This window comes from Caulobacter sp. GW821-FHT05F04 (assembly GCF_059419665.1).
In genome coordinates, this window is record NZ_JBWKSF010000004.1 from 496,329 (window position 1) to 519,391 (window position 23,063).

Consider the following 23,063-nt stretch of genomic DNA (forward strand, 5'->3'; position numbering starts at 1 on the left):
CCGCGCGACACGCAACGGCCGGAAGACCCTACCCAGATCGGCGACGTCAAGATCACCGCTGGGCGATACATAAAAAATTGTTACCGGTAACAAGGGAGGAACTGGAATGCCAAGGATCGTCGCCGCCCCGCTGTCCCTAGCCGCGTGTTCGATATTCGCGATCGCGACCGCCCAGGCCCAAACGCCGCGGCTGAGTCCGGACCAGACGCTCGAGGCCCCGGGCCTCAGCGTGATCGTCGAGCAAAATCACTTCAGCCCGATCTTCTTCGACGAGAAGAACGCAGGCATCCAGATCGTCCTGCATGGCGAGCGGATCGCCACCGACGGCGAGGTCCGGCTCAATCCGACGCCCGAACAATGGGACCCGGTGCCGATCTTTGGCGAACGCACGCTCGGCGAGACGCCGGGTCAGCTGGTCGTGAGATCGAGCTATCCGAAGGAAAAGCTGAGCTACCGCGTGAAGGTGACTCCCGAGGACGGCGGTTTTCGCATCGCGGTGGATCTCGACGCCCCACTGCCGCCGGAGCTTGTCGGCAAGGCCGGCTTCAATCTTGATTTCCTGCCGACCGCCTATTTCGGCAAGACCTATCTGATGGGCGAGCGGCCGGGCCTGTTCCCGCGCAATCCCAACGGCCCCATGGCGACCGACGGCTCGGGCGATCCCCAGCCGATGGCCTCCGGCGCCCGCAGCGTGACCCTCTCGCCGGAAGACCCCAAGACCCGGGTCACGATCACCGCCAACGCGCCGCTCGCCCTCTATGACGCGCGCAATCGGGCGCAGAACGGCTGGTTCGTCGTGCGGTCCATGATCGCCGCCGGAGCCAAGGAAGACGCCGTCGTCTGGCATGTGCGACCCAATGTCATCCCGGGCTGGACACGGGCCCCCGTCGTCTCCTTCAACCAGGCCGGCTACACGCCGCAGCGCGGCAAGGTCGCGCTGATCGAGCTGGATCCGAACTTCAAGGCGCCGACCGAGGCCACGCTGGTCAAGCTGACCGACAGCGGCGAGAAGCCCGTGTTCAGCGCGCCGGTCCAGCCGCGCGGCAAGTTCCTGCGCTACAACTACGCCGCGTTCGACTTCTCCAGCGTGCGCGAGCCCGGCGTCTACGCGATCTCCTACGCCGGGCAGACGACCAATCCCTTCCCGATCGCCGCCGACGCCTATTCGCGGATCTGGCAGCCTTCGCTCGACACCTATCTTCCCGTCCAGATGGACCACATGACCGTGCGGGAGCAGTACCGGGTGTGGCAGCGCGCCTCGCACCTCGACGACGCGGTCCAGGCTCCACCCAATCACGTCCATTTCGACGGCTATCGCATGGGGCCGAACCTCGACTCCCCCTTCAAGCCGGGCGAGCACATCCCGGGCCTGGCGATCGGCGGCTTCCAGGACGCCGGCGACTACGACATCCAGACCCCGCAGAACGCGCAGGTGGTGCGTGATCTCGTCTGGACGCGCGAGCTCTTCGGACTCGACTGGGACGAAACCAGCGTCGACGAGAAGGCGCGCGAGGTGGAAATCCGCAAGCCGGACGGCGCGCCCGACGCGCTCCAGCAGGTCCGCCACGGCGTCGCGCAACTGCTCGCGCAGTACAAGGTCTTCGGCCATTCGATCGTCGGCATCATCGACCCGAAGCTGCGCCAGTACGCGCACCTCGGCGACGCCGCCTCCCAGACCGACGGCAAGCTGTACGACGCCGCGCTGGGGCCGAACGAGGTCCGGGGCGACCACTCGGGCGTCCCGGACGATCGCTGGGCGTTCACCACCGCCTATCCGGCCAACGACCTGATGGTGGCCGGAAGCCTGGCCGCGGCCAGCCGCGCGCTGAAGGACTTCGATCCGGCGATGTCGGCCGAAGCCCTGTCCGCCGCCAAGGCGCTGTGGACCAAGCGCGAGGGCGAGGCCGCCAACGGCAGCGACGGCCGTGACGACAGCGGGAACATGTCCCGCTTCCTCGACCTGGCCAAGGTCGCCGCGACGGTGGAGCTGATCATCACCACCAACGGCGACGCGGTCTATACGGCGCGGCTGCGCGCCCTGATGCCGGCGATCGAGGCGAACTTCGATCGCGTCAGCGGCGTCGCCGTGCGCGCCCTTCCCTATATGGATGCGAGCTACAAGGCGCGGATCAGGACCCTGGTGAGCGCCGCCAAGTCGCGGGCCGACACCGGACTGGCGGGCAACCCCTTCGGCGTCCCGGTCGGCATGGGCTCATGGGCGGGGTCCGGCGAAGTCGCCGGCTTCGGGATCAACATGTACCTTATGCACAAGGCGTTCCCGGACCTGATCGGACCGGAATACACCCTGCACGCCCTGGATTACATGCTCGGCCGCCATCCGGCGAACAACCTGTCCCTGGTCTCGACCGTCGGCACCCGCTCGAAGCTGAACGGCTACGGGCACAACCGCGCGGACTACGGCTTCATCCCTGGCGGGATGGCGCCGGGCGTGCTGGTCGTCAAGCCGGACTTCCCCGAAATGATGACCGAATGGCCGTTCCTGTGGTTCGAGAGCGAATACACGGTGAGCTCAACCACCGCCTATATCCTCGCGGCCAAGGCGGCGATCGCGGCCACCGAGGACTCTCGCTAGAAGTCAGACCCAGGTCGCCACGGAGACGGCTCCGTGGCGACCTTCGATGTCGGGCTGCTTCGATTTTGGAACCGCGAGCTTCCTCCGGAAACCGCATGACGCCCGCCGAGCTCAGACGCCGGAAAAGTCCCCCGCCTCGTTCAAGGCGGCCTCCAGCGCCTGCAGCAGCCTCGAACGGGCCTCTTCGCTGGGGGCTTCCTGGATCTTGGCGTTGAGCCGGGCGAACAGGTCGGCGCGCTGGTTGTGCCAGTCGAGGGCCGCGGCTTTTCCCGGCTGAAGTCGAGGCCGGCCGCCGGGGACCTGATGCGCCTCGGACCTAGTCAGTTCAAAGGTCTCATCGAGAACGGGGATGGCGATGCGCGCGGCAGGAAAGCCCGCCTGCTCCAGGCGTTCGGCCAGACCGGTCAGAGCGCCCGGCTCTCCGTGCGCCAGGAACACCTGCCCCTTGATCGGCTGACGCTCCAAAGCCCAGCGCACCAGGCCCTTGGCGTCGGCATGGGCCGAATAGACGTCCAGTACCCTGATCCGCGCCTTGACCTGAAAGTCATCGCCCTGGATCCGCACCAATTTCTTGCCGTCGACCAGCAGGCGGCCAAGCGTGCCCGCCGCCTGGAAGCCGGTGATCAGCACGGTCACCTCGGATCGCCACAGCAGGCGCTTGAGATGCCGGCGTATGCGACCGGCGTCGCACATGCCGCTGCCCGCCAGGATGATATGCCAGTCGCGCACCTTCTCCAGCTGATCGCTTTCCTCGGGCTTCATCAGGTAGTGCAGGTTCGGGGCGTGGCGGAGCGGGGTGAACGGGTTGACCTCCGTATCCCGGTTCCATCCCCGATCGAGGAAGACGTCGGTGGCCTCGATGGCCAGGGGCGAATCCAGGAAGATCTCGCCATGCGGCGCCTCGCCCGATTCCATCACCGCCAGGAGATCCAGCAGCAGTTCCTGAGCACGGCCGACCGCGAAGGTCGGCATCAGCAACGGCCCGCCGGCGGCGTGGGCCTGGCGCAGTTCCTCGGCCAGCAGCCGGCGCCGTTCGGCGGTGTCGGCCAGATCACGCTCGCGGTCGCCGTAGGTCGATTCCAGCACCAGGTGATCGACGCCCGTCGGTCCGGTCGGCTCGGGGAGGTAGGCCTGACCTCCGGCGCCCAGGTCGCCGGAGAACAGGATCCGTTCGGCGTCTTTGTCGGGTCCGACGATCACCTCGATCGATGTGGCGCCCAGCATATGGCCCGCGTTCCAGAAGCGGGCCCTCACGCCGGGGACGATCTCGATGATCTCGTCGAGCTTGACCTTCTCGAACAGCTCGATCGTCCGGGCCGCGTCCTTGGCCGTATAGACCGGCTCGACCAGCGGGCGACCGCGCCGCTGGTTGCGGCGATTGAGGTGGAAGACCTCGCTTTCCTGGATCTCCCCGGCGTCGGCCAGCATCACCTCGCACAGGGCCCGGGTCGGGGCCGTGGCGTAGATGGGCCCCTTGTAGCCCGCGCGCATCAGCTTCGGCAGCATGCCCGAATGGTCGATATGGGCGTGGGTCAGCAGCACCGCGTCGATGGCGTCCACGTCGAAGGGAAAGGGGTCGTAGTTGAGAGCCTTCAGGGTCTTGGAGCCCTGGAACATGCCGCAGTCGATCAGAAGGGTGAAGCCTTCGCCGCTGAGGCGGGCGCAAAAGCCCGTCACGCACTCGGCGGCGCCGTGAAAGGTCAGGCTCAAACTCATGGGGTCACTTTCTTCTGGTCTGCTCGAAGGAACGAAGCCGCGAAAGCCCGGCCGTCCAGCCGCCGCTCAGCATTGCGGTGACCAGCACGACGATCGCGAGGGTCAGGTCGGGCGCCGCCACCTTGAAGACCGCGGCCACCGGCGCGACGCTCAGGATCACCGCCAGCAGGGCGACGATCGCCGACGCGATGATCCAATAGGCGCGCCGATGGGGCGACAGCAGCTTGCCCGACGCCGCCGCGTCGGCCAGGGCCAAGATCAGGTTGCCCAGCACCAGGGTCGTGAAGGCCGCGCCCCGCGCCTGATCCTCGGGATAGTTCCGCAGGGCCCAGATATAGACGCCCAGAACCCCGCCCAGGACGGCCAGTCCCTGAAGTAGGGCCAGGCCGATTTGCTTCCAGCCGAACAGCGGCTCGTCACGACGGCGGGGCGGGCGCTTCATCGCCCGCGCCTCGCTGGGCTCGGCCTCGAAGACCAGGGCGCAGATCGGGTCGATGGCCAGCTCCATCAGCACGACATGCATGGGAAACAGCAGAGACGGCAGACCCAGCAGGATGGGGGCCAGCGCCAGGCCGGCGATCGGCACGTGGATGGCGGTGACGTAGGTCAGGGCGCGGCGCAGGTTGGTGAAGATCCGCCGCCCCAGGCGCACACCGCCGACGATGGAGGCGAAGCTGTCGTCCAGCAGGACGAGATCGGCCGCCTCGCGCGCGACATCCGTTCCCTTCTTGCCCATGGCGATGCCGATGTGCGCGGCCTCCAGCGCCGGAGCGTCGTTGACGCCGTCGCCGGTCATGGCCACGACCTCTCCGTTCGCCTTCAGGGCCTCGACCAGTCGCAGTTTCTGGGCGGGCGCGATGCGTGCGAAGACCCGCACGCCGCGCAGACGCTCGCAGAGGGCGGCGAAGGACAGTTCCTCGATCTCGGATCCGAGCAGGACGCCGGCCGAGGTGTCCAGACCCGCCGCCTTGGCGATGGCCAGGGCCGTGGCGGGATGGTCGCCGGTGATCATCACGACGGCGACGCCCGCCGCGCGCGCCTCGGCCAAGGCTTGCGGCACGTCCCGGCGCAGCGGATCGATGAAGCCGATCAGTCCGCCGAACGTGAAGGCGACGGTCCGAGGATCATCATCCGCGAAATCGCCCTCCACCCGGGCCGAAGCCACGCCCAGGACGCGCAGCCCCTGCCGCGCATAGTCCTCGACCACGGCTTGCAGGCGCGCGATCTCGGTGGCGGACAGCCGGCACAGACTGAAGATCGCCTCGGGCGCCCCCTTGGCCGCGGCGATCCGCGCCTCGCCGGCGCGACGCCAGACCTGGACGACCGCCAGCAGTTCGGGCCGCAGGGGCCAGGCGCGCTCGGGCTCGCCCTGGATCACCTCCCCGTCGACCAGCGCGTCCATCGAGAGGTGACGCACCGCCTTGTCCATCGGGTCGATCGGTCGCACCGCCGAGGCCAGGGCGGCCAGCTCCAGCAGGTCTCCGGCCGCGCCCGCGATGGGGCGCGCCGCCTCGACGGCCATGTCGCCGGCCTCCGTCCACAGGCGGGCGACCCGCATCTGGTTTTCGGTGAGGGTCCCGGTCTTGTCGACGCAAAGCACCGTGGCGCCGCCCAGGGTCTCGATGACCGCGCTTCGCCGCGTCAGCACCTGGTGGGTCGCCAGCCGCCACGCGCCCAGCGCCAGGAACACGGCCAACACCATGGGAAACTCTTCGGGGATCAGCGAGATCGCCACCGTCACCCCGGCCAGGACGCCGCCGATCCAATCGTGACGCAACCATCCGTAGGCGACCGCGACGAGCACGCAGAATCCCAGGGCCAGCGCGCCCAATATGGCGACAAGGCGTCCGGCGGTCTTCTGCAGCGGCGTCGGCTCGTGATCGATCGCCGCCAGCGATGCGCCGATCTGGCCCAGCGCCGAGCGCGGCCCGGTGCGGGTCACTCGCGCGACGCCCTGTCCGCGGACCACGAGCGTGCCGGCGAAGAGATCGGGCGAGCCATCCGCCCCCGGGGCAGGATTGGGCGCGCCGACATCGTCGGGCCCGGCGGGCGGCTTGGTCACCGGCGCCGACTCGCCGGTCAGGGCGGACTCGTCGACGGTGAGCACCTCGCCTCCGACCAGTCGGGCGTCCGCCGGCAGACGTTCGCCCTCGCCGATCAGCAACAGGTCGTCGGGAACGAGGTCGCGCGCGGCGACCTGGCGTTCGACGCCGTCGCGAATGACCCGGGCCAGGGGCTGGGCCAGATCGCGCAAGGCGCTCAACGCCCGTTCGCTGCGCGCCTCCTGCAGAACCACCAGGCCCACCGAAGCCAGGGCCCCGGCGGTCAGAAAGAGCCCTTCGCCCAGGTCGCCGAGCACCAGGTAGAGGACCGCCGCCCCGACCAGCAGCAGGAACATCGGCTCGCGCAAGGTCTCGCCGAGGATTCCGGCCAGACCGCGCCGGCTCGCGTGCGGCAGTTCATTGGGACCGACGGCGACCAGACGCGCGGCCGCCTCCGCCTCGTCCAGGCCGCGCAACAGTTCGACGGTCATGCAACCATCCTCCTCGGGAGGCTCGGTGAGCGACTCAGTGCGAGAGGAAGAGCGGGACCTTTGGCGCGTGCAACATGTACTCGGTGGCGCCGCCGAGAATGAACTCCTGGAGGCGCGATCGACCATAGGCGCCCATCACCAGGAGGTCGGGAGGGGTCTTCGCCAAATAGGCTTCAAGGCTCTCACCAATCGACACGCCCTTCCCATCGACCTCTTCGGCGACGGCGGCGACACCGTGGGCCTTCAGGTGACGGACGGCCTCGGCGGCGAGGCCGGCGACGGCGGCCGGCTTCTCATTGATCACCGTGAGCACGCGAACCTCGCCGGCGCGCGCGAGGATGGGCAAGGCGTCGGCCAGGGCGCGGGCGGCGCACCGGCTCCCGTCCCAGGCCACCACGACCGAGCCGAGCTTGGCGGCCGGCAAGCCTCCGCGATAAACCAGAACCGGCCGCCCCGAGCCGAAGACGGCGCTGGTCGCCACCTCGGCCTGGCCGTCCAGCGGTCCGCCCAGCGGCACCAGACACAGGTCGCGAGTCCGGGCGCGAGCCGCCACATGGTCGGCCACGGCGTAGTATTCCACGGTCTCGATCAGGGCTTGGCCGAGCACCCCGGCGTCCCGAGCCTGAGCGGTGAAGGCCGCCAGGCTGGCGTGACCGTTGGCCAGACTCTTGGCCTGCTCGTCGACCGCCATGCTGCTCAACCCGATCAGGTAGTCGGCGATCCGATTGCTGTGGACAGGAAACCTCACCCCCACCGCCAGGGCCGAAACCCGGCCGCCGATCAGCCGGACGAAGCCGACCGCGCCCTCGATCGCCTCGGGCGGCGTTGCCTCAGGATAGGTGTCGACGTGAAGCAGGATGTCGTTGAGGCTCATCCGTGAAATCCATTTTCTTGGCCGAGCCGATCGTATCGACAAGCCCCATGACCAATACAACGTCGGGCGGGCGGGCCGTCGTCACCTTGACGCAAGTCAATTCGCGCCGTCGCGACTTCGGCCCCAGGGACGGACGGGTCCGCCACTTCCCGTCATGACGCGGACGTCAGCAGGGCGCCAAGCCAGGCCGCGCCGGCGACCAGGAACAGACCTGGCGCGACCCGCCAGGCGAAACCACGCTGCCCGCCCGAAAAGGCGAAGACCAGCTTGGTCAGGGTGTTGGTCGAAAGCCCGGCGAGAATAGGTAGCACGGCTTGCTCCGGGGTCATCCGACCCGACCCGACCAGGGACGCGATCGAGATCGCCGCGGCATGAGTGTCGACCAGGCCCGCCAGGGCCGCCCCGGCGACGGCTCCGGCCGCTCCGAACCGTTCGCGAAGCGCCGCGGAAACGACAAGGATCGCCGCCAGGGTCACGGCGAAGGTCAGGGCCGTCGTCAGGCTGAAGGCCTGGCCTGGATCGGGGTCGTCACGGGCGGGTTGACGCAGCGCCAGGCGCGTGAACGCCGCGCCATAGGCCACCGCCGCCAGGCCCGCGCACAGCAGCGGCCCGGCCATGACCCGCAGGGTCGGCAGGCTGGTGACGGCGATCACGAGCGTCATCTGGACGATGGTGGCGACCGTCGACAGCACCGCGCCCGCCACCGCCGCCGAGAGCGCCGCCGGCGTCGCCGCCGCTCGTCCGGCCATGGCGCCGATCGTCGCCGTGCTCGAGATGAAGCCGGAAGCCAGCCCGGCCAGGGGCAGACCCCACCGGGCGCCGAGCGCGCGCACCGCGACGTGGCCAGCGGCGCCGATGGCCAAGACCAGGACGACGACGACCCAGACCGAGCGGGGGTTGAGGGCCTGGAACGGCCCCATCGCGCGATCGGGCAGCAAGGGCAGGACGACCAGGGTCGCGCCCGCCAGGATCAGGGCGTCGCGAACCTCGTCCGGGGTCAGGACCTGGCTGACGAAATGATGCAGCGGGGTCCGGGCGGCCAACAGGATCGCGACGACGACCCCGACACAGGCGGCGACACCAGGCGAAAGGATCGCCAGCCCGCCCACCAGGACCGACATGATCAGGGCGACCTCGGTGGTCAACCCGGCGTCCGGCTCGGCGCGGGCCCGCCAATAGCTCAGGGCCGCCAGAACGGCGACTCCGGCCGTTACGACCGCCAGAAGCATCGGCCCGCCGACGGCCAGGCTGACCGCTCCGGCCAGGGAGGTGACCGAGAAAGTGCGGATCCCGGCCGCCGAGGACGAGGCTCGCGCCTGCTTGCGACGCTCGCGCTCGGCGCCGATCAGCAGACCGACTCCAAGAGCGACGGCCAGGTTCAGGATGGGGACATCAGGAATGGGGCTGGCTCCGATGGCGCGTGCTCAAGACTAGGATCGGTTCAGTGCTAGACCTTTCCCGCCGAAACGACAAAGGCCCGGCGGGGGTGTCCCGCCGGGCCTTGTCTCGTTCGGTGCGCTCTGGATCAGAAGAAGCGTTCGCCGATCCGGATCGTGTCGCCCGGCGCCACCTGGGTCGACGGCTCGAGCGCGCCCTTCGCCTCGGTCGTTTCGCCATTGTGCTTGATGTAGACGCTCTTCTTGTCGGCCCGGTAGGTGAAGCCGCCCGCAGTGGCCACCGCGTTCAGAACCGTCAGGCCGGCGGTGTAGGGATAGGTGCCCGGCTTTCCAACCTCGCCCAGGATATAGAACGGGCGGAAGGTCAGGACCTCGGCGCTGACGCGCGGCTCCTTCAGATAGCCGTCGCTCAGCGACTTCTGCACGGCGTCCTGGAACTGGCCGACGGTTAGACCGCCCGCCTTGATCTCGCCGATCAGCGGCAGCGACATCAGCCCGCTGCCGGTGACGAAGAATTCGCCCGACAGGGTGGGCTCGCCGTAGACGGTCACCCGGACTTTGTCGCCGGCGCCGAGCAGGTAGTCCATCGACTGCGTCGCCGGAATGGGCGTGTCGCTGACCAAGGGTTGCTGGGCGCGCGCCACGCCACCCCAGCCGCCGGCGGCGATGCAGACGACCAGCGCCAGCATCGAAAAGAGGCGCGAGAGTTTCGAAACAACGATCATCGCGAAGCGTCTCACCTTGAACGTTTAGAACCTGGGGACTTCTCAGGCCTGGAAATTAAAACGCCACATCGCACGTGACCGTGACATGAACAAGATCAAGACTCAGGTCGCGCGCGCTTTACTGAACTGAATGATCTTAGGCTCGCCGCCATCAAGTCTAACGGCGGTCAGGACGCCGGTCGCATAGGCGCCTGTATCGACATTGATCCGCTGGCGTCCGACGAAAGCCTCCTCGACCGGCGTGTGGCCGTGGACGACGGTGGCCTTCAGCCCGTGCGGGTTGTCGAGGAATTCGTTGCGGATCCACAGCAAGTCGGCGGCGACCTGGCGCTCCAGCGGCAGACCCGGGCGCACGCCCGCATGGACGAAGACATAGTCGCCATAGACGACCACCAGCTCCAGCTGGCGCAGAAAGGTCTCGTGGGCCGGTGGGAGGGCGGCGCGGAAGGCCTGACGGGCCTGCTCCCATACCTCCGGCTCAGCGCGGCCGACCGGGCGCTGCACGCCGTAGGACGTCAAGGTCTCGCCGCCGCCATATTCGATCCAGGAGGGTCCGGCCATCGGATCGTCGAGGAAGTGCAGCAGCGTCTCCTCGTGATTGCCCATCAGGGTGCGGAATTCGAAGCGGCCCTCGGCGGCCTGCGCTTTCAGCAGGATCAGCCGATCGATCACCGCCGAGGACTGAGCGCCGCGGTCGACATAGTCGCCCAGCATGACCAGCACCGGCGGGTCCTCGCGGCCCGTGGCGCGATAGTCTTCGGTCACCGCCCCGATCAGGCCGTCCAGAAGGTCGAGCCGCCCGTGCACGTCCCCCACGGCGTAAACCATTCGACCGCCCGTGGACGACGCGCGGCGCGGCTGGGATTTCGGACGAAAGAGGGACTTGAACATCGGACTCGTCAGGACGGCGATAAACGCCAGGACCAAGAACCCTGATTTTGCCCCAGCCGACGACGTAGTTCAACGACGCATTCAGCAGTTAATTCGCAATTCATCATGCTCATTTCCTCTCAATTTACCAAGTATATTTCTTGTTAATTGTAGTTAATTTTAGAATTACCACAGTTAAACATTCGAATTATACCATCTAAATTCAGCTCAAATTTGCACCCCAAATGAATACTGACCTCACGAACACAGCGAGGTCAGCATGTTCAAGGCACGTAACATTGTTCTGGGACTCGTCAGCGCCATCGCCATGATGACCGGTGCCAACGCTCAGGCCGGCTCGGCCCCGTTCATGCCGCGCGGCGAAGGCGTCGGCGCTCCGATGGGTTTCGCCGACCTGTGCCGCCGAGACGCCAACGCCTGCGGCGCGCCGGCGAGCCAGCTGGCCTTCTTGGGCGGCGCGGTCGGCCTGATCGCGACCTCTTCGGTGGGCGCGCCCTCGCAACATCATTTCGAGGCCGCCGCGTCGACCGCGTCGACCGACGAGGACGGGGCGAACCTGATCACGGTGGAGATCGTCCGGGCCTGGACGCCCGCCACGGTCGAGGACTTCGTCGCCGCCGGCCAGGCGCGGCCCGCCGCCGCCGCGGTCGTCACGACGCCCGCCGCCGCCGTGAACGCGCCCCAGGGTCTCGCCTGGACCACGCGCACCGACCGCGAACAGGTGAAGCTGCTGAATCAGGTCAACCAGCTGGTCAATCGCACGGTCAAGAAAGCTACGGACCAGGATCTCTATGGCGAGCTCGAATACTGGTCTCTGCCGCGACTGGTGAACGGCAAGCTCTACGGCGACTGCGAGGACTATGCGTTGGAGAAGCGCCGTCAGCTGATCGCGGCTGGCGTGCCGGAAACGGCCTTGTCCATGGCCGTCGCCTTCACGGCCCGCGGCGAAAGCCACGCCGTGCTGATGGTCTCGCTAGAGAGCGGCGACTGGGTGCTGGACAATCTGACCCCTTGGGCGACCCCCTGGGGAGACCTGAACTATCGCTGGGTCGAGCGCCAGATCCCCGGCACCGCCCTGTGGACCATGGTCACCTGATCGACCGTCAGGCCTGAATGCGAAAACCCCCGGACCATCAGGTCCGGGGGTTTTCTCGTTGAGCCTCTTCGCACGAACGAAAACGCCCGCTCGATGATGAGCGGGCGTGCGGACCAACCTTAGGATCGGCCTGGCGTGAATGGAGAGCCTAGAAGATGTGGGAGACGGTCAGCGCCAAGGCGCCCCACAGCCCCGCCGAAATGATCGCGCCCATGCCCAACCCCAGCAGCGGGGGGAGGCGTTTGGCGCGAGTCGGCGCGACGGCTTCGACTTGGGCAAACGAGATCTTGGCTTCAATCATCGATCACACTCCTGATACGATGACTGTAATGCGGCGCAGCTAATCGCCCGTGAATGAACAGAGTCTACGCGCGTTAAGCATATATATGAGGTCCGTGGATTTTTCCCGGCGACGCTTTACAGCGTTTGCGCTAGCCTGAGGTCGTCGGAACTGGAAACCAGTCGCGACGCGGTGGGGAACTCAGAGGGTTGTCTGGTGGACGGGGGAGCCCATATCGAATTTCTCTCGCCAGAATTGCATGGTCCGCTACCGCGGGTAGCCGTGGATCCCTGCAAGCGCGCGCTGGACGTCATGGCCTCCGCCTTGTTGTTGTTGCTGTTCGCGCCGCTCCTCCTGCTGGCGGCTCTGCTGGTCAAGCTTGAGTCCCCCGGTCCCGCCCTCTTCCGACAGACCCGTGGCGGCCTCGGCGGCGCGCGCTTCCAGATTCTCAAGCTGCGCACCATGCACTGTCGCGAGGACGGGCCCGAACTGACCCAGGCGCAGCGCGGCGATAACCGGATCACCCGGATCGGCCGCCTCCTGCGCGCCAGCAGCATCGATGAGCTGCCTCAACTGCTGAACGTGCTGCGCGGCGACATGTCCCTGGTCGGTCCCCGCCCCCATGCCGCGGTCCATGACGAATATTACGGCGTGCGCATTCCGGACTACTACGCCCGCTACCAGGCGCGGCCGGGCCTGACCGGCTGGGCTCAGGTCAAGGGCCTGCGCGGCGGCACAGAGACGGTCGAGGCCATGCGTCGCCGGGTCGAGGCCGATATCGAGTATATCCAGACCTGGTCGATCCTGAAGGACGCCCAGATCGTCCTTCTCACCATTCCCAGCCTGCTGATCGCCGAGAACGCCTACTGAGCCTTGGTCTGGGCCAGGGAAAGGCGTTCGGCGACGATCAGGAACGCCAGCGCGAGTCGGCCCGAAGGGCTGCTGATGGTGCTGACCACGCTCCTCAGACGCCACTCGCCGCCAGGCCGGCCAAACTCGATACGCGCCTGATAGACGACCTGATCGCGCACGGCGTCCGACAACTCGGGCCAGTGCTCATAGGCCAGGCGCGTTCGACTCCGGAAGAGGCTGGTCTGCAGCGGAGCGACGGCGAACGAACGGCCGAGCGCGACATTGGCCGCGGCGATGTCGCCCCGCTGGAAATCGACGGCCGCCTTCCGAAGCCACGCGGCGCCGGATCCAGGACGCAGGGCGACTTCGCGACGGCTGAGGCCTTCCAGACGCGCCCGCGCCGTCGACCCCGCCGGGGAGGCAAGACCGGTCTCGATGCTGCTCGCCAGAACCTCCGCCGAAGCCGTCGGCATGGCGGAGAGGTCGCCGCCGAACCGTGACGCCGCCAAGGGAAGGGCGAACAACAAGGAGATCACGAGGGCGACGCCCGCGAAAGCCGTCGTTCCCCAGTCAGCCTTTCGCTCGGCGCGCGCGCGACGCGGCGCCGAGGTCGCGGTCATCGCGCCGAGCCCCACGGCGAAGACCGCCTGCAGAGCCGGGACCTGAACGGCGAAATCCGAGAGGCCATGCAGCAGGACGACCACCGTGGCGGCGATCGTGGCGCGCGCCAGCGCTCCGATCGTGCCCGGCCTGATCGCGTCCTGTCCGACACGCCAGAGCGCGGCGAGCAGCCAGGCCAGCATGACGACGGAGCCGACGATCCCGCCCTCCTCCAGCCATTGGAGGTAGAGGTTATGCGTGGCGCGCACATCGAACAGGACGTTCAGGTTCCCAGTGGTGGTGATCAGCTGATTGACGACCGGAAAAGACCCGAGACCGAACCCGAACCAGGGCGAAGACTGGAAGGCCTGCCAGTGGGCCTCGAAGATCGCCTTTCGAACGGCGACGTCGCTGTCGAGGTGCTCCAGGCGCGCGGCCGTCAGATCGGCGCTGCGCATGGCCACGCCGATGACGATCAGCAGGGCCGCCGCGCCGCCAACGATCGCGATGGCGCGAACCCGTCGCCCCTGGGCCAGCACTTGCCATGTCAACAGCACCGCTAGACCGACCACGGTGGCGAAGATTCCGCCCCGCGAGGCTGTCAGCGCCAGGGCGACGGCGAAGACCGCCGCGGCGGCCAGGCTCAGGCTGGCGTTCAGGTCCATCCGGTCGAGACGCAGGGCGCCACCGGCGCGCTGGATGGCCTCGGAGAAGAACATCACGGCGAAGACAGCGCCTACGCCCATCAAGGTGGCGACGGAGTTGGGGCTGAACAGGGTCGCCGTCAGACGTCGCCCGGCGCGCAGGCTGACATGGTCGATGATCGCTATCGCCGCGAAGGCCGCGAGCCCGAGCAGCAGCCACCAGACCAATGTCCTGCGCCGGGTCTCCGACGCGCCGACAATGCGGGCCGCCAGGAACAGGCAGGCCAGGTTCACGAGGCTCACGAGATTGAGCATGAGGGCGGAGCGGTCGACGGTGATCGCACCGCCATTCCGGTCCAGATAGTTCCAGACGGGGTGCGCGCCGCCGGGCCCGAACGGCGTCAGGGGCCAGGCCGTGACGGCCAGCAAGCCGATGAACAGAAGGCCGGGCCAAGGCGCGGTCAGAATGCTTGGGACCTTTCGCGCCCAGCCGCAGGTTCGCAGCAGGATCAGGAGAAAGGCGGCCTGGAGCACGCCGAAGACAGCGGCCATGGCCACGTCACTGGCCCCGAATGCGATGATCTCGGCCAGGACCAGAACGACGAGGGCGCCGATCGCGACGCCCTCGGATGTCTGCAATTTTCGCGTCCTGGCCGCCCCGGGCGAGGACGCTCCCCCGCCCGTGCGTGTCCTAGTCCGCATAGTACTTTCGATAGTTCGCGTAATAATAATAGGAGTCGCCGTAGCCGTAGCGGGACTGGGCCTTGAGATCCATCTGGGTCAGGGCCACGCCGGCGATAAAGGCGCGCGTGCCCTGCAGCAGGGCCAGGGCCGACTGCACGGCCTTTACCGGCGTCTTCTTCCAACGGACCAGCATCACCACCGCGTCGGCGTGCGGCGCCAGGATGCGGGTGTCGGCGATGGCCAGCAACGGCGCGGTGTCCAGCAGCACGATCTCGTAGCGATCGCGCAGGTCCTGCAGCAGCTTGTGCATGGCCGACGAACCGAGCACGTCGCGCGGCGTGTAGGCCGACTTGGCCAGCGGCAGGATGTGCGCGCCGCTCTCATCCATGATCACGGCCTGATCCAGAGTGGCGACGCCATTGAGAACCTCCAGCAGACCGATCGAGGCCGGCTCCTTGAGGAACTGGCTGATCGCGCTCTGGCGCAGGTCGCAGTCGACCACCACCACCTTGGCTCCCGAGGTCGCCAGGGTGCGGGCCAGGCAGAAGGTCGTCGTGGTCTTGCCTTCGCCCGGCAAGGACGAGGTGACCGCGATGACCTTCACGGGCTCGCCCACCTTCGAGAACAGGATCGAGGCGCGCAGCTTGCGCAGGCTTTCGGCGAAGCTGGAGAGCGGTTTGGCCAGAAGATAGTCGGCCGGCGTCATGCCCTTCAGAATCTTGGCGTCGTCGACCGTGGTGCCCAAGGTCGGGACGGCGCCGAGATAGGGCAGGCCCAGACGGCGCTCGACCTCATCCTCGGTGAACAGGCCCGCCATCAGGATCTCGGCCAGGACGATCGCGGCCACGCCCGCGCCCAAGGCCAGAACCAGGCCGAGCGCTAGGTTCAGCGATGGTTTCGGATAGCTGGGGCCGGTCGGAATTTTGGCCGGCGACACCACCCGGGCGTCGGCCTGCTCGATGCCGTCCGAGGCCGTGGTCTGCTTGAAGCGGGCCAGCAGGCTCTCGTACAGGGTCTTCACCGACTGCGCCTTACGCTCCAGCTCGGCCAGGCCGATGCTGGCGCGGTTGTTTCCCGCCAGCGTTCCCCTCGAGGCGGACACGCTGGACGCCACCGAACCGGTCCGCTGACGTGCGACCTGGGCCTGGGCTTCCAGATTGGAAATGATACGGCGGATTTCGGCCTGGATCTGGCCGTCGATGTCGGCCAGCTCGCGCTTGGCCTTCAGCAGGTCCGGGTGACGATCTCCATAGCGTCCGCCGAGATCCGCCACTTGGGCGCTCTTCTCGGCCCGCTGCTTGCGCAGCTGCTGCACGACCGGCGAGTTCAGGGATTCACCGACATCCTCGCCCGTGCTGCCGCGCGCCAGTTGCTGGCGCGCGATGTTCAGGCGCGCATCGGTCTCGGCCTGCGCGGCGCGGCTCAGGGCCAGTTGCTGGTTCAGGCCGGAGATTTCCTGCTCGGTCAGGGTCGCGCCTTCGGCGCTGAGCAGGTTGTTGGCGATCTTGTACTGCTGAACCGCCGCGTCCGCCTGCTGGACCTGGTCGCGCAACTCGCCGACACGGGTGTCCAGCCATTCATTGGCCTTCTGGGTCGCGTCGAACTTCGCCTCAAGCTGTTCGGTCAGATAGAGGTTGGCGAAAGCGTTGGCCAGTTCGGCCGCGCGCTTCGGATCGGTATGGGTATAGTCGATCGCGATGAGATAGGTCAGGCCCGCGCGGCGAACCTTCAGCCCCCCCAGCACATTGTCGACGATACGTTCGCGTCGGCGCTGCAACTCGATCGGATCCGTCGGCGTGGCCGTTGTCGGCGACGCCGCCTTCTTCAACGAGGAGAACCAGGCCTTCGCCCCCTTGGCCTGCGCGAGGTAGGGATTGAAGTAGGGGTCTTCCTCGAGCTTTAGATCCTTGACGACGCGCCCCGCCAGGGAGCGCGACTTCAGCACCTCGACCTCGGTGTCGACGACGGACGAATCCGCCGGCAGGCCCGAGAGCACCGCGCTCATATCGGTGACCTGTTCCCTGCGGACATCCAGCATCACCTGCGCGGTCGCGGTGTAGCGCGGCGTCTGTTGCAGGGTGAACAACACCACCGCCGCGAACACCACCACCGCCACCGCCGCGAAGAGTCGGAAGCGTCGCCTGAACGTCGCGATCACGATGTTCAGGTCAAAAGACAACGCTCCGGTGTCATTCACCGGAGCGTTCGAAGTTTCAAAACCGGAGCCGTCCATGGATACTCTCAGTAATCGGCAAACCTTGCCGTTTTGTGGTCGTTGCTAGAACTGCAGCGCCACGGACGCAATCAGCTTGTTGTCCTTGAACGACGAAGCCTTGGCCAAGCCGCTCGAGTCCTGCTTCAGGTAGTTGTACGTCAGGAACAGGCCCACGCGACGGTTCAGCAGGTAGGTAGCTGTCGCCGAGAAGTTGTCGCGCTTGTCGCTGCGATCCACGCCCTTGTAGTTGTCCTTGCCGTGCGTGTAGGCGCCGGACAGCAGCACGTTACGCAGCAACTCGTGGTCGATCGACGCGCCGATGTTGTTGGAAATGAAGCCGGCCGAACCCGTCGCGGTCGATTCCTCGATCGTGCGCGAGCCGTTCAAGCCGACGGTCGTCAGCTGGGTCGGGAACCACTCCAGGCGCCCCGCGGCGCTGAAACCGCTGATGCTCTTGTAGAGGGCGCTGTTGTCGTAGGACTGCTTCATGTAGCCGACCTGAACGTCGCCACGCACCAGATCGGACGCTTCGAAGTTGGCGCCGACGCCCAAGAGATAGCCGTCCGACGAACGATCGGTCGCGCCGCTGAGATCATAGTCCTTCTTGTTGCCCGTGGCCGTCGCATAGACCGCCGTGTCCGGACTGACCGCGTATTCGGCCTTTGCGCCGTAGTACAGTTCGTTGCGGTCACGCGTATTCTGATTGAACGCCGCGCCCTGATCCTTGTAGTTGAAATCCTTGTCGTCAAGGCGGCCGGTCAGGCGCAGACGATTGAATTCCTTCACCGCAGTCAGGTTGGTGGTGGTGAGGTTGTACTCGACGGGCTTGGGCGTCGCGCCGGCGGGCGTGCCGGCCGTGATCGCCGAGCGCGGCTCGATCAGGCGCTGATACTGAGCCGAGCCGGAGATGTTCGAGCCCCGCACCACATCAATGCGACCGTTGGCCGCGAGCGTATATTCTTTGGCGTTTTCGGTCTTTTCGTCGCCATAGCGTATCACGTTGCCGCCCGCGAAGAAGCCGAGCGCGTTGCGCGACCAGTTCGACCGGACGGCCACTTCCGGCTTCACGCGCCAGATGTTGTCGTCGATCTTGCCCGCCGCCACGGCGTAGATGTTGTCGTTGTGCTCAAGGTCGACAGTCACGCGCGGATAGACGGTGAAACCGCCAGCCTTCTGGCCGGTAGCCTCATAGTCCGGTCGCGGGCGCTGACGAACGGAGACGTTCTTGTCACGCTTGAAGTTTGAACCGAGATCCTGCGCCTGAACAGCTTGTGGCGCGGTCAACGCGATACAGGCCGCAATGGCCGAGCACGTCAGAAGTCGCATAGCTTAATCCCCACCAAGGGTCGGTCGCCGCGCGTCGTGGCGCGCCAATCCGCCCGAATTTAAATCTTAGCCGCAGTAGGTCGCGATCACGCCCGCGCAGGGGTCGAACGCCGCCGGGGCCGTCGGGGCCGCCGCCGTCAGCCCGCCCGCACCGGGAGGATTGGCCGTCGGCGGGTTGACGAGGCTGGGCGCATCACCGCCCTGCGTCGTAGCGGCCGTGATGATGTTATTGACCTGCGTGACAACGGCCGTCGCGACCGCCGCCGGGACGGCGCCCGCGGCAACGGCGCTGTTGAGGGCGGCGCTAACGGCAGCCGCCGTCGCTCCCTTGCTGATCGCATCCTGCATCACGGCGGTGGTCGCCGCCTGAAGGATACCGGACTGCTTCGCCTTGGCCGCGTCGACCTTATCCTGAGCAGCCTTTTTCTCGGTGGCGGGCGCGGTGGCCGGAAGCGCGTTTAGCGCGGCCTGAGCGGCTGCGCCTTCATTCTGGGCGGCCACGAATTCCGGGGACTTGGTCGCGTTCGTTATGGCCTGGGTGACCTGCGCGGCAATCTGCGCCTGGGTCGGCGCGGCGGCGTTCGCGACAGACAGGAGGGTCGTCGGGCCCATAGAAAGCGGGGCAATCGCCATGATGGCGCCCAGGGTCAAGGCGCGTATGCGGTTAGAAGCCATGATTGCTCCCTCCAATTGAACGGCGTCCCTTTAGGACAACGTGAATAAATGCTCTAGCCCAGATAACGCGGTCTCGTCTTTTCCTAGCGACACCGTTCCCCGAAGAACACACTCAAGGCGCAATCTATGGGAGAAAGATAACTTGGTCGACGGTTTACACTTAAAAGTATGACGCGGTACCGCCGCCCAGCAGACGCACAGATAACATGCCGGGCGCATGGCTAGGCTTAGACTAACCATGTGGGACCGAGAATGGCAATGCTGCACTGCGAGAATCGGCGGCCGGCGCCGAGAATCTGATCGCTTTCGCGTCCGGGGCGATTAATTTGTCCGAATATTCCGCAATGGATCTGGTTAAGATTAAGCCGCCGCGACAGTCACGCCGGGAATTTGTCGCCGCTGCACAAGACATCCGTACCAGCCGAGACCGGCATAGGTCTCGTAGCCCGGCGTCAACGCATAGCCGACCGTGATGTCGCCGTCGGCGTAGCTGCCCATCGCACCGCTGGACACATCCAGCGGAAACACCTCGGTCAGGACGCCCTGGTTGTCGGAAGAGGCCAAGACGCGACCTTTCTGGTCCAGCAGCATGACGCGCGAACGCTCGCGCTCCTCCGGGGTCAGGCGAACGCCATCCACCACGGCCTGGGCCTGAGGCCGCCAGTCGAAATGGACGCCCAGCACGCCCAGGATCTTGCCCTTGGCCTGGCCGCCCTCGCGAATGGCCGTGGCGTAGGTGGCCACGGGCGCGTCGCCGAGGGCGCGAGCCTTCTCGATGTCACAGGCCACGAAGTCGTCGCCGGTCGCGGTGCGCATGCCGTCGCGGAACCACTTGGCGTCGGCGACGGACTGGCCGACCACGCCGGGATACTTGCCCGGCCGGCCATTGGCGACCACCCGCCCCTTGGTGTCGCAGATCCACAGGTCGAGATAGACGGTGTAGGCGTCGAGAATCACACCGAGGCGCTCACTGGCGTGACGGCTGGCGGCGGGATCGGCGTCGGCCAGGCAGGCGACCACCGCCGAGTCCGTGGCCCACCAACGGACGTCGCAGGTCCGCTCATAGAGATTGCGGTCGACGATCTCGATGGCGTTCAAAGCCAGATCGGCCAGGCGCTGGCCGCGCATGTGACCCAGGATCGCCCCGCCGATCGCCGAGAGCTCGTCGAGGTCGGCCCGCACCTGGCTTTCCAAGGCGGCGGCCACGGCGTCGATCTCGGTGGAGATCTTCTTGAATTCCTCGGCGACGATGGCGAAGCCCTTGCCGGCCTCGCCGGCGCGCGCCGCCACGATCAAGGCGTTGATCGACAACATCTTGGCCGCGCGGTTGACCCGGGCGATCTCGCCGATCTTGGCGCCCGCCACGCTGGACAGACGCTCCGACAAGTCCAGTATCCGTTCAGGACGAAGACTGACGTCTTGTTCCATCACAGGTAAGCCCCCACGCAAAACTTCCGTCCAATCGACTCACTTTACGCAAAATGACGCCCTCGTCATCGCCACGCGATGACACCGTTGGCCACACTCAAACAGGGACGGACTTCGTTAACGAGAAAACGCCGGATCGCCTTCGATTTGGGCGCCCGGCGCTTATAAAGACATCGCTCTTGGGCCGACTCATCCAAGCGGAGAACCAGCGCCGCTGATAATCCTCAGCTTTTCCATCCGCCAGTTCAAATCCGTTGAGACGCCTGGGCTCAGTCAGAATGAGGCCCGACATCCCCGACTGGCTGTTCACCCTGCCCGAGGCGGAATACCTGCGCCGCTGCGCGCCCGATCACATCGCCGCCGGATCACGAAGCCGCCCCTGCCGGACCGAAGGACAGCCAGCGTCCCATCAAAGGCTGCTGTTCCACGCCCGGCTTGGCATAGTCGCAGACGCCTTCGGGGAAGATCTCGCGCAGCTGCGCCAGCTCCTCGGGCTTTAGCGGCTTGACGTAGTCGGCCGGATCCAGTGGCTTCAACTGGCACTTGAGCACGTCGTTGGCCAGGGGCGCGCCAGCGACGATGTAGGGGTTGGCGTGCGGCGGATAGAGCCGGTTGCAGGCGGTGTCCTGTCCCCAGATCTGGCGCTCGGCGATCTTGCCGCCGTCCTTGTCGAAGCAGGCGTCGACCAGCGCGAGCGGCTTGGCGGCGACCACACGCTGGCGCGGTGTCAGTCCTGGCGGCGCGGCGCGCAACGCCCGCAGCCAGGCGTCCATCTGGTCGAGGGCTTCCAGCAGCACCGGATTGTTCAGACTGAACAGGCCCCTCCTGGAACTGTCGGTCAGCAACACCTGATTGTCGGCGTCGCCGTTGACGCGGATCAGGCGCTCGCGGAATGAAAACGAGTGAAAGCGCTGGTGGGGATCACCGTTGTCGAAGTCGGCATAGGCGCGGTAGTCGATGATCGGGACCGAGGCGAGACCGCCGCCGCCCGACAGGAACCGACCGCTGCGATAGCCCAGGGCGATCGCCGCCAGGTCGCCGCGCGTTCGCTCCGGGGTGAACTTCGCATCGATGTCGACCCCGCCGATGTTGCGATTCAGGTCCACGAACTGCGCCGCGCTGATCGCGCCGGCGTTGAAGGCGGTCAGCCCGTATTGCACCCCGACATTGTCCAGCGGTCGACGCGCGAAGCCGGTCGCGGGATCGACGCCAAAGCCGGCGCGGCCGTGGTCGTAGATCGAACAGCGCGCACCGCGCGGATTGCCCTTGGGATCGTACAGCAGATCCTTGGGCACGGCCTTGGGGCAAACGTCGGTCGGGTCGATACGATCGCCGCGATCACCCTGTTTCTCCAGCGAGGTGTAGTCGGGCAGGCCCGAGGCGGCGACGATCTGGTCCTGGGTCCAATCGGTCTTCGCCCCCGCCTTATAGTAGCGATAGACCAGCTTGGCGCCGAACGAATGGACGCTGACCGCCGCGTGGCCGACATCGGGAAAGCTGCAGCCCACGACGACGCCGTCCAGCAGGCCCGGATAGTTGTCGGCGATCTGCTCGGCCTGGTAGGAGCCGCCCGAGCAGCCCCAGCCGATCGTGCGCTCGGGTAGACCGAAATGCTCGATGAAGCGCTCCTTGACCATCATCATGGTCTCGGACGCCAGCAGGTCGTTGCAGTTGTTGCCGAAGACGTTGAGCGTCGAGGAAGCCACCGCATAGCCGCGCGCCAGCATCTGGTGCTCCAGCACCCCGCCGGTCGTCTTGCCCTGCACGTACATGCCGCCCGGACAGCCGCCGCCGAAGGTGTAGACCAGGCCTCGGTTCCAGATCCGCGGCGGCCGCGTGGGCGACAGCGCCGGTCCGCGCGGGTCGTGCAGCACCGCGATCTGGTAGATCGAGCGGTTCACGACGCCGGTCTCGACCCGCACGATATAGGGATGACGTCCGCCGGCCGCGTCGATGATCTCGTCGAGGTCGCCGGGCAGGCCGTCGGTCGGCAAGGCTTTGAAGTCGCCATCCTTCTGGCGATAAACATAGTCCACCCGGGTCGGGACATCGCAATCGGCGCTCAGCGCTGGACCCAGCTTCTCGCCCGTTCCCGCGAGGGTGAACTCCTCGGTCTGGCAGATGAACGGCGTCTCGTGCGGGCCCGAGATCACCGGTCCCTGGGCCGGCCAGTTGGTCAGGGTCAGTCGCGCCGGGGTCGCGCCGGGGCGGCTGACCTCGAGGATGTTGTCGCCCAGAGCCAGGCCCGAGACGACCCCGACCAGCGCCCCGCCCGATCCACGCTGGAAGGCCGCGTCGACCGGGCGGCCGTTCAGCGTCACGCGGACGCCGGAGGGAGCGCTGACCTCAACCAGGGCGTCGCCGCCCGTAACGAGGTCGTTGTGAGAGGAGAGCACGCGAATACGGGCCGCGTCGCCGGTCTGGACATGCTCGCCCGAGACATAGGGCTGAGCGCTGGCGCCCGCTCCCCAGACCAGAACCAGTCCCAGCATCATGCGCCAGAACATCGACCGCGGAATCCGCATGGTGCGCCC

The 23,063-nt window shown here is 66.9% G+C and carries 16 protein-coding genes; 3 read left to right on the plus strand and 13 right to left on the minus strand.

What is annotated here, in order from left to right:
- The first annotated feature begins 106 nt into the window (after positions 1 to 106).
- The gene (locus AC07R7_RS13790) at positions 107 to 2,593 is read left to right on the plus strand and encodes a glycoside hydrolase family 9 protein (RefSeq protein WP_494635538.1); all 2,487 of its coding nucleotides are present in this window, start codon (positions 107 to 109) and stop codon (positions 2,591 to 2,593) included.
- 111 nt (positions 2,594 to 2,704) lie between these two features.
- On the opposite strand, the gene AC07R7_RS13795 is transcribed toward AC07R7_RS13790, so the two are convergent.
- The 6 genes from AC07R7_RS13795 to AC07R7_RS13820 all read right to left on the minus strand — a co-directional run bounded on the left by AC07R7_RS13795 (position 2,705) and on the right by AC07R7_RS13820 (position 10,729).
- Positions 2,705 to 4,309 carry an MBL fold metallo-hydrolase gene (locus tag AC07R7_RS13795; protein WP_494635539.1) on the minus strand — a complete coding sequence of 535 codons (1,605 nt, stop codon included), beginning with the start codon at positions 4,307 to 4,309 and terminating at the stop codon, positions 2,705 to 2,707.
- 4 nt (positions 4,310 to 4,313) lie between these two features.
- Positions 4,314 to 6,842, minus strand: a complete 2,529-nt coding sequence (locus AC07R7_RS13800) for a cation-translocating P-type ATPase (RefSeq protein WP_494635540.1) — start codon at positions 6,840 to 6,842, stop codon at positions 4,314 to 4,316.
- A gap of 34 nt (positions 6,843 to 6,876) precedes the next feature.
- A complete protein-coding gene (locus AC07R7_RS13805) occupies positions 6,877 to 7,716 on the minus strand; it encodes a universal stress protein (RefSeq protein ID WP_492887521.1) in 840 nt (279 codons plus the stop codon).
- 152 nt (positions 7,717 to 7,868) lie between these two features.
- Positions 7,869 to 9,131, minus strand: a complete 1,263-nt coding sequence (locus AC07R7_RS13810; protein WP_494635607.1) for an MgtC/SapB family protein — start codon at positions 9,129 to 9,131, stop codon at positions 7,869 to 7,871.
- Between the two features lie 110 nt (positions 9,132 to 9,241).
- The gene (locus AC07R7_RS13815; protein ID WP_494635541.1) at positions 9,242 to 9,838 is read right to left on the minus strand and encodes a polysaccharide biosynthesis/export family protein; all 597 of its coding nucleotides are present in this window, start codon (positions 9,836 to 9,838) and stop codon (positions 9,242 to 9,244) included.
- A gap of 102 nt (positions 9,839 to 9,940) precedes the next feature.
- Positions 9,941 to 10,729: a metallophosphoesterase family protein gene (locus tag AC07R7_RS13820; protein WP_494635542.1), complete on the minus strand. Its 789-nt coding sequence runs from the start codon at positions 10,727 to 10,729 to the stop codon at positions 9,941 to 9,943.
- Positions 10,730 to 10,988: 259 nt separating this feature from the next.
- Between AC07R7_RS13820 and AC07R7_RS13825 the strand changes: the two genes are divergently transcribed.
- On the plus strand, positions 10,989 to 11,825 hold the full coding sequence (locus AC07R7_RS13825; protein ID WP_494635543.1) for a transglutaminase-like cysteine peptidase: 837 nt from the start codon (positions 10,989 to 10,991) through the stop codon (positions 11,823 to 11,825).
- A 148-nt stretch (positions 11,826 to 11,973) separates the two neighbouring features.
- Here the strand turns inward: AC07R7_RS13825 and AC07R7_RS13830 are convergent, their stop codons facing one another.
- The gene (locus AC07R7_RS13830; protein ID WP_492887517.1) at positions 11,974 to 12,126 is read right to left on the minus strand and encodes a hypothetical protein; all 153 of its coding nucleotides are present in this window, start codon (positions 12,124 to 12,126) and stop codon (positions 11,974 to 11,976) included.
- A 195-nt stretch (positions 12,127 to 12,321) separates the two neighbouring features.
- Between AC07R7_RS13830 and AC07R7_RS13835 the strand changes: the two genes are divergently transcribed.
- Positions 12,322 to 12,975, plus strand: coding sequence for a sugar transferase (locus AC07R7_RS13835; protein ID WP_494635544.1), 654 nt, complete (start codon positions 12,322 to 12,324; stop codon positions 12,973 to 12,975).
- Here the strand turns inward: AC07R7_RS13835 and AC07R7_RS13840 are convergent.
- From AC07R7_RS13840 to AC07R7_RS13865, 6 genes are all read right to left on the minus strand, one after another.
- Entirely contained in the window at positions 12,969 to 14,840 is a 1,872-nt protein-coding gene (locus tag AC07R7_RS13840; RefSeq protein WP_494635545.1) for an O-antigen ligase family protein, read from the minus strand. The two genes, AC07R7_RS13835 and AC07R7_RS13840, sit on opposite strands and share 7 nt — an antisense overlap.
- Before the next feature lie 52 nt (positions 14,841 to 14,892).
- Entirely contained in the window at positions 14,893 to 17,118 is a 2,226-nt protein-coding gene (locus AC07R7_RS13845) for a GumC family protein (RefSeq protein ID WP_492887514.1), read from the minus strand.
- Positions 17,119 to 17,163: 45 nt separating this feature from the next.
- Positions 17,164 to 18,426 (minus strand): outer membrane beta-barrel protein, encoded by a 1,263-nt coding sequence (locus tag AC07R7_RS13850; protein ID WP_492887513.1) that lies wholly within the window; start codon positions 18,424 to 18,426, stop codon positions 17,164 to 17,166.
- Positions 18,427 to 18,492: 66 nt separating this feature from the next.
- The gene (locus AC07R7_RS13855) at positions 18,493 to 19,101 is read right to left on the minus strand and encodes a hypothetical protein (RefSeq protein WP_492887512.1); all 609 of its coding nucleotides are present in this window, start codon (positions 19,099 to 19,101) and stop codon (positions 18,493 to 18,495) included.
- 360 nt (positions 19,102 to 19,461) lie between these two features.
- On the minus strand, positions 19,462 to 20,529 hold the full coding sequence (locus tag AC07R7_RS13860; RefSeq protein ID WP_492887511.1) for a methyl-accepting chemotaxis protein: 1,068 nt from the start codon (positions 20,527 to 20,529) through the stop codon (positions 19,462 to 19,464).
- A gap of 365 nt (positions 20,530 to 20,894) precedes the next feature.
- Positions 20,895 to 23,054 (minus strand): DUF6351 family protein, encoded by a 2,160-nt coding sequence (locus AC07R7_RS13865; protein ID WP_494635546.1) that lies wholly within the window; start codon positions 23,052 to 23,054, stop codon positions 20,895 to 20,897.
- Positions 23,055 to 23,063 lie beyond the last annotated feature (9 nt).